Here is a 6,896-nt window from a genome sequence, read left to right on the forward strand (position 1 = left end):
GCAGGACCTCCTTCTCCTGCTCCAGCAGCTTGACCCGCCGACGTGCGTCCCGCAGTTCCGCGCTCTCCTGGCAGGAGGTCCCGGGCTTGGAGCCGTCGTCGATGTCCGCCCGGCGCATCCACTTCCACAACGTCATCGGGTGAACGCCGAAGTCGGTGGCCACCTGCTCGACCGCCACACCCGGGCCGCGGCCCTCCGCGACCCGCACGACGCCCAGGCGCAACTCCTCCGGACAGGGCTTGGGCACAGCGACACCCTTCCCACCCGCCCCACAGGACAAGCCAGTTCAGATGTCACCCGATCGTGCGACAGACCCCTTCGCACGGCCAGCGATCACGGGGTACTCCTCCTGGAGCCAGGCATCGACTCGTCCCTGGCCCTGGAGGTAGGAGCGGCGGTCGGGCCGCTGCGCGGAGAAGCCGCGCCGGCGCAGCCACTTGCCCACCCCCTGCTCGGTCATGCGGACCCCGACGACCATCCAGACCCGCTCGGCGGCCAGGCGGCGGGTCCACAGCGGGCCGCCGAGCAGCAAGTCCTTGGGGGTGTAGTCGGCCATCGCCCGGAACAGCACCCCGCGGTCCTCCGCGCTGACCAGCTCGCCGGGCCCCGTGCGGGACTTCACCGGTGCCGCGGGGGCTTCCCCTCCCGCAGCTTTGTACTTGCGCCACCAGCTACCCACCGACCGCTGGGACACCCCGAACATCTCTGCCGCCCGCCGGTACCCGCGCACCTGCCCCGCCTCCAGCGCGCCCACCACCCGACTCAACCACACACCCCCAACGACCCAGGCCACCAAACAGTTTCACCTCAATCCGAAACGGTAAGCGTTCTGAGTCGATGCTGTGTGAGTGAACTGGTAAAGGCTGCACGGTAGTTGTCGCCGCAGGCGGCGCAGGAAGCGATGTGGCTAAGGCGCTGAGCTTTTTTCATCATCCGTCTCGCAGGTCAGCAGGGTGTGAGCGGCTTGGCTAATGTGGGTGGTGGAGCGGCGGAGAACAGATCGAACGGCTCCACAAGACTCTACGGCGCGAGGTGCTTAGCCACTCCGGTACAGGTCTTCCGCCCGCGTTCTCTTCCGGTCGCCCCGCCGACCGGTGGACGAGCCCAGCAGTCGGCCGAACCTGCAGTAGCCACAGCCCTCCCCCGCCCGCCAGGCTCCGCCCGTTTCAGCAGTTGGCCGATCAATTGGTCGTTCAGCGTATCCGGTGCCCCGCGGGCTTCGCATTCGCACAGCCGCAGACCAATTCCCCCATTCGGATGACAGGTCATCCGAAAATGTGACGGGATATCGCGAGGGGCGCGATGCTCGTTAAGACGGGTTTGGGACCCACGGAGCTGGCCCCGGCCGCTGGTTACTCTCGGGCGAGATGATGTCTGCGTCAGCGGCTGGGCGATAGGAGAGGTCGCTGTGATGCGAACAAGTTCGCCCTGGAATGTGATGACGAGGGTAGTGTTATGGCCCGTAATGACGATGAGCCTGGTCTTCGCTCTGTCGTGCGCCCCGGAAGCGGTAGCGCAGAGAGCAGGGGAGCCTTGTGAGCAGACGACATTGACGGTAGTCGGTCACGAAGATGACGACCTGTTGTTCGTCAATCCAGATCTCATGACCGACTATGATGCGGGCCGTTGCTTGGTGACCGTCCTTGTTACTGCTGGCGACGCCGGTCATCCCCTGAGCGATTACTACGTCGAAAGCCGTGAGGACGGTATCCGTGACGCCTATGCGACTATGGCTGGGGTGCCGGACAGCTGGAATCAGAACGATGTGACTGTGGGCAGCCGTACCCTGCGCGGCTCTGTCCTGGACAAGACCCCGATTCCGTCGGCTGTCCGAGTGATCTTCATGCGGCTGCCTGACGGGGCGCCAGGGGGGCAAGGGTCCGAGGCCTTCGGACACCAGAGCCTGCTCAGGCTCTTCAGGGGGAGCCTGAGCGAGATCACTGCGGTGGACGGGAGCGCCAGCTATACCGAGCAGGATTTATTGGCAGCGCTCACCGTACTGACCGACACCTTCCAGCCGGACATCCTGCGCACCCTGGACGTTGCGGCAGATGCCTCGGGCTACCCCGCGACCCCCGACAGGCCGGTAGACAACTCCGACCACCTCACCACCGCGCGCTACGCCCGTAACGCCGCACTATCCGCAGAGTCTGTTCCTCATCTGGTGTCCTACATGGGTTACCTGTCGACTCTGCGGCCGCCAAACCAGCCCGCGGGGCTACGCGCCCGCAAACGAGCCATCCTGGCCGCCTATATCCGTCATTCTTCGGGTTGTCGCCCAGCCGACTGCCCGCCACCCCCGAGCACGCTGCCGGACTCCTGGGAGGACTGGGCGGGCAAGAAACACCTCCGCACCCGGAGCCCGGCACTGCCCGGCACATTCGTGTCCTGGGTGGGAAGCACAGACGTCAGCGGGACCAGCTGGGACAAGGCTGACCGCTGTCTGGATGTCCAGTACGGCCCCGACGGCAATGGAACAGTATGGACCTATGCCTGTAATGGCACTGCTGCCCAGCGGTGGAGCTGGAACGGCGCGACCTTGCGCACCGCACTGGACGGCCGCTGCCTCACCGCCACGCCAAGAGGCAATCCCATCATCACCACCTGTACCGGCGCCGCCACCCAGCGCTGGACCCTCACCCCGCTGGGTCAGCTCAGTGCTGTGGGACAATGCCTGCGACAAGACGACTGGCTTGAAGCCAGCCCCGGGTTCAGGCTGGCGCCTTGCACGAAACATGCCGAACAACGCTGGGACTGGGGCACCAACCTCAGGCAGACGAAGTGAAACCGTTGGGCTACGCTACCCGCCTGACACGGACGCGAAAGCGCGAGGGGACAGCAGCGTGGCGGGAAAACGGCGACTTGGTCAGGCAGACGGTGGCAGACTGACGGCACATCGAAGCTCCGGTTGTTCAGGGCGACTTGCGAGGTCATCCCGTAAACCGGAGCTTCGTTGCGTGCGTGACGCCTCTCCAGAAGATCGCCACCCTGCGGTGACCAGCGATGCCACATGATCACCCCGACCTTGAATCACCCCTGGTCCGCGCTGCTGGAGCTGATCGGCGACGTACTCGCACTCTCCGAGGACGCGCTGTGGGCAGTGGACATCAACCACGGTCGGGCTGCCCTGCTCTCCGGCCTGCTGCTCGGTCACGACCAGCCGATGGTCCATCTGACCGGCCTCGCCGTTCACCAGGCATCAGCCGCCTACCTCGGCCGGGGCAAGACGGACGCCAAGGAATGCCTTCATCGCCGCCGACCAGATATCCGATGCGGATGATCTGTCAAGCAGCCACGGTCGTCAGCCTGGGTGGCGGTCAGCTGCCGCATCGCGAAGTCGTCGAGGGTGAGCACGTCGGGGCGTACGAGTTCTCGCAGGCGTCTGTCCCAGGTGCGGTCGGTGTGGCCGCCGGCGAGGTCGGCGAGGATGCGGCTGGTCTTGGCGAACCGCGCGTGGGCGCCCTGTCTGATGGCGAGGTGGCCGAGGGCCTGGGCGACGTGGGTCTTGCCGACGCCGACGGGGCCGAAGAGGATGACGGACTCGCCGGCGTGCAGCCATCTGAGGGCCGCGAGGTCACGGATCTGGACGGCGGGCAGTTTCGGTGAGGCCGAGAAGTCGAACTCCTCCAGGGTGGCTTGCTGCTCGAACTTCGCCCGGTGCAGGCGTTGTTGGAAGGCGACGGTCTCGCGGCGGGTGATCTCGTCCTGGCAGAGGATCTGCAGGAACTCCAGGTGGCCGAGTTCGCCGCCGTGGGCCTGGGACAGGCGGGCGTCGAGTGTCTCGAGCATGCCGGAGAGCTTGAGCGATTTGAGCGAGTCCCGCAGGGCGGTGTCTATGATGGTCATCAGGCGACTCCTTCACCTTCGCGGTGGCCCTGGTCGTCGTGGTGGCCCCCCGCCGTGACAGGGGTCGCTGCGGTCGCGAAGAGCCGCTTGGGCCCGTGGAGGAACGCGGCGGCACCCGCGTCGCCGCTGGTCTCGGGCTCCGGGTCGGTCTCGGTGCCGGCGATCAGGATGCCCTTGACGGTGCGGTAGGACGGGTCTCCGACCGCGAGGGCTTTCGCGCAGGCCGCTTCCAGCCGGGTCTCGCCGTACTTCTTGCGGAGACCGAGAATCCCCTGGGCGGCGCGGAGCCGGTAGAGCGCGTTGACCTCCAGCAGCTGGCCGATGACCTCGCTGCATGCCTCGCCGACCTCGGCGGCTTGGGTGCGGCACCAGACCGGGGTCCGCATATGGAAGGCGATCTTCTCCGGCGGATAATCGTTTTTGTCGGTCCGCTTTCCCTGTTCCAGGGCGGGGCGTGGGTCTTGACGAGTTCTCCGTCGTGGAAGATGTGCACCATGGCGGCGGTGGAGCGGATGTCGACGCGCTTGCCGATCAGTTTCCAGGGCACCGAGTAGAGGGTGCGGCCCGCTTTGACGTGGATGTCCGGCCCGACGGCCGCGGAGGACCATCTCGCCAGCACGAACGGTGTTCGGGGAAGAGGCAGCAGGGTTTGGGCCTCGACCGCTTCGAAGACCGAGAGCGGTGAGGCTCCTCCCAGTGGTCGGCACTGCCGTCGGCCAGCCACTTTCATGCACCACTGGATTACCTCGGCTTGCATGTGCTCGACGGAGAGGAACTCCCGCCCGCGCCAGTACGAGTCGCGGACGTAGGGCATTGGCCGCTCGACCCGCGGTTTGTCCTTCGGCCGTCCGGCGCGGGCTGGATCGACCAATGCGCCGTAATGGGCGGCGAGTTCACCATAGGCCTTGTTGATTTTCGGGTCGTAGAGGTCGGGTTTGTCGACTCCGGTGCGGAGGTTGTCCGGCACCAGCCGTTTCGGTGCCCCGTCGAAGAACCGGAAGGCCTCGACGTGGGCGGCCGTCCATGCGTGCTGGTCGAGGGTGAGCACAGGGCGGACGAACATGTGGCGCGAGCATGGCAGCACCATCACGAAGGCCCAAATGCGGTGCCGTCTTCCGCTGCGGGGGTTGATCCACTGACCCAGGAAGCCGTAGTCGATCTGGGCCTCCGAACCGGGCTCGACGTCGTCTCGCAGGACCGTGACCTGCGATCTTCGGGTCTCCTCCGGCAGGGTGGCATGGACCCAGCGGCGGAAACTGGAGACCGACGCCTCAAGCCCGTGCTCGTCGCGAAGGCGCTGGTGGATCGTGGTGACGGTCACCATCCCCAGCATTTTCTTGATGTAGTCGCGGTGTTTGTCGATCTCCGGCCAGGTGATCTGCCGGAGCCTGGATTCGGCGAGTTCGGGGAACCAGCTTTTGATCAGCTTGGCCCAGTCGGCCTGGCTCATCGGCGGCCCGCCCGGGGTGATGCCAGCGGCCTCTGCCGGGACCAGGTACTTCCTGACCGTCTTGCGGTCCACTCCCAGCGACGTGGCCAGCTCGCTCTTGGAACGGCCCGCATACCAGTGGACGTAGATCTCGGTGATGTCGACCACGGTGAATGTTCTCCTTGCCATCCGGTGCTGACCCCCGACCTTCTCGAACCACTGGTCGAGGGGCAGCGTCCGCCTTTTCGATGGCCAGAACACCCGATTTCCGCCTCCGTCATCCCCATGGGGAATAACGTGACCGCGCTGGGTGGGGAATTACGTGACGCTCAAGCCGCATCAGCTGGGGAATTACGTGATCGTCGACAGTCCCGCTGCCACGAGGTAATCGACCATCACCGCCAGCAGCCGGTCAGCATGATCGCCTTCGACCATCCGGTCCCGGAACTCGCTGAGCACCGAATAGTCGAAACCGGGATCGTCGAGCTTAACCTCGCGCTTTCATGATGCGTGCTGTCCGGCAGGTCAGGCAAGCAGAAAGTGCCCCTGACCAGCGAGAATGAGGATTGCTGAGGTCCTTGTTCCCGCCCCTGTCGGAGGCACTTTCCAGGTGAAGCAGCCTATCGGGTCCTATCCCCATGTCCTTGTCCGGGATGACGGCCGCGCCGTGGTCTCGCAGGCCGGTTCGGTCCTGCTGGTCGAAACGGTCCGCAAGACCGGCCTCGGCCAGGCCGTATCCGCAGCACTCGCCCCCTGGCGGAAGCCGCGGGCTGTCCATGACCCGGGCAAGATACTCGTGGATCTTGCCTCGATCTTTCGTGACGGTCCACCGACTTCGTCGGTGGACCGTCACGAAAGATCGAGGTTAAGCCCGAGGCAGTATTTCCAGTCCAGACGGCAGCGGACAGCCTCGGCGGCCTGCCGGCCGGAGAGATTCTCGGCGTACTGCAGCACCGACACCATCGCCAGCCGGGCGGGTTACAGCCCTCGCCGCCCGTCCCCGGAGTCCAGTCTGTGAAGTCGGCGTCCGTGAACAGCTCGTCCAGACGGTCCCGCACCCACATCGCAGCCGGCTCCCCGCGGGTTACCCGCCTGCGCCATCCGCACCGTCAGCGGCGGAATCATCCGCCCCGGCTCCCTGCCCATGGACATCGCGACCACGTCCTCGACGCCCGCTCGTTCCCCCGATTCCACAACCGCACATGCCACGCGAACTGACCAGAACCCTGGCCAAGTTCACCAACGCGAGCAGAGATCACCAACAACATCCAAGAAGTGGACCAGAGCCTGAACTCATCAGGAACCGCTGCACTTCGACGTGGACAGAGCCAGGCTCCCGGGTCAGGACACTGCAATGATCCAAAATGTTATGTCGGCGGCGTAGCATGTTTCCATGATGGAGCGCTCTGTGGCTGAGGTTACGGTAGTTGTTATTGTCTACAATGATGCGGTCCTGATCGTCAGCGTTCCTCGGCTCAGGTCGCCGTTTCCTGTGCAGTCTCCATACCCGTGAACCACGCCCGTACTAAATGATGTCCCGTAAGGGGTTGTTGGGGCAGGTTGGGTGGATTTTCGTTCTCTCGCGGGCTATCCCGCGAGGGCGAGGTTGTGGGGTCGGGCG

6 protein-coding genes and 3 pseudogenes are annotated in these 6,896 nt (G+C 65.4%); 4 read left to right on the top strand and 5 right to left on the bottom strand.

From position 1 onward, the window contains the following. Together ACZ53N_RS35820 and ACZ53N_RS35825 are read right to left on the bottom strand one after the other, a co-directional pair. Positions 1 to 247: transposase (locus ACZ53N_RS35820; RefSeq protein ID WP_469144920.1), on the bottom strand; the 247-nt coding region annotated here is incomplete at its 3' end. A 39-nt stretch (positions 248 to 286) separates the two neighbouring features. After that, positions 287 to 757, bottom strand: a complete 471-nt coding sequence (locus tag ACZ53N_RS35825; RefSeq protein ID WP_469144924.1) for a helix-turn-helix domain-containing protein — start codon at positions 755 to 757, stop codon at positions 287 to 289. 714 nt (positions 758 to 1,471) lie between these two features. Between ACZ53N_RS35825 and ACZ53N_RS35830 the strand changes: the two genes are divergently transcribed. Together ACZ53N_RS35830 and ACZ53N_RS35835 are read left to right on the top strand one after the other, a co-directional pair. Then, positions 1,472 to 2,785 (top strand): ricin-type beta-trefoil lectin domain protein, encoded by a 1,314-nt coding sequence (locus tag ACZ53N_RS35830; RefSeq protein ID WP_469144921.1) that lies wholly within the window; start codon positions 1,472 to 1,474, stop codon positions 2,783 to 2,785. Between the two features lie 225 nt (positions 2,786 to 3,010). Next, on the top strand, positions 3,011 to 3,280 hold the full coding sequence (locus ACZ53N_RS35835) for an IS110 family transposase (RefSeq protein ID WP_469144922.1): 270 nt from the start codon (positions 3,011 to 3,013) through the stop codon (positions 3,278 to 3,280). A 17-nt stretch (positions 3,281 to 3,297) separates the two neighbouring features. Here the strand turns inward: ACZ53N_RS35835 and ACZ53N_RS35840 are convergent. Together ACZ53N_RS35840 and istA are read right to left on the bottom strand one after the other, a co-directional pair. Next, positions 3,298 to 3,846: pseudogene (locus tag ACZ53N_RS35840) on the bottom strand (ATP-binding protein); the annotation flags it as partial. Beyond that, positions 3,846 to 5,443 (bottom strand): annotated as a pseudogene (gene istA, locus ACZ53N_RS35845) (IS21 family transposase). The pseudogenes istA and ACZ53N_RS35840, both read right to left, overlap by 1 nt. A 129-nt stretch (positions 5,444 to 5,572) precedes the next feature. On the opposite strand from istA, the gene ACZ53N_RS35850 reads away from it, so the two are divergent. Both ACZ53N_RS35850 and ACZ53N_RS35855 read left to right on the top strand, forming a co-directional pair. Continuing rightward, complete coding sequence (locus tag ACZ53N_RS35850; protein ID WP_469144923.1) at positions 5,573 to 5,782, top strand: hypothetical protein; 210 nt, start codon at positions 5,573 to 5,575, stop codon at positions 5,780 to 5,782. 103 nt (positions 5,783 to 5,885) lie between these two features. Next, positions 5,886 to 6,083: pseudogene (locus ACZ53N_RS35855) on the top strand (transposase); the annotation flags it as partial. A gap of 41 nt (positions 6,084 to 6,124) precedes the next feature. On the opposite strand, the gene ACZ53N_RS35860 reads toward ACZ53N_RS35855, so the two are convergent. Continuing rightward, a complete protein-coding gene (locus ACZ53N_RS35860; RefSeq protein ID WP_469144925.1) occupies positions 6,125 to 6,244 on the bottom strand; it encodes a transposase in 120 nt (39 codons plus the stop codon). Positions 6,245 to 6,896: the final 652 nt, after the last annotated feature.

The organism is Streptomyces sp. NPDC033229, assembly GCF_055576875.1.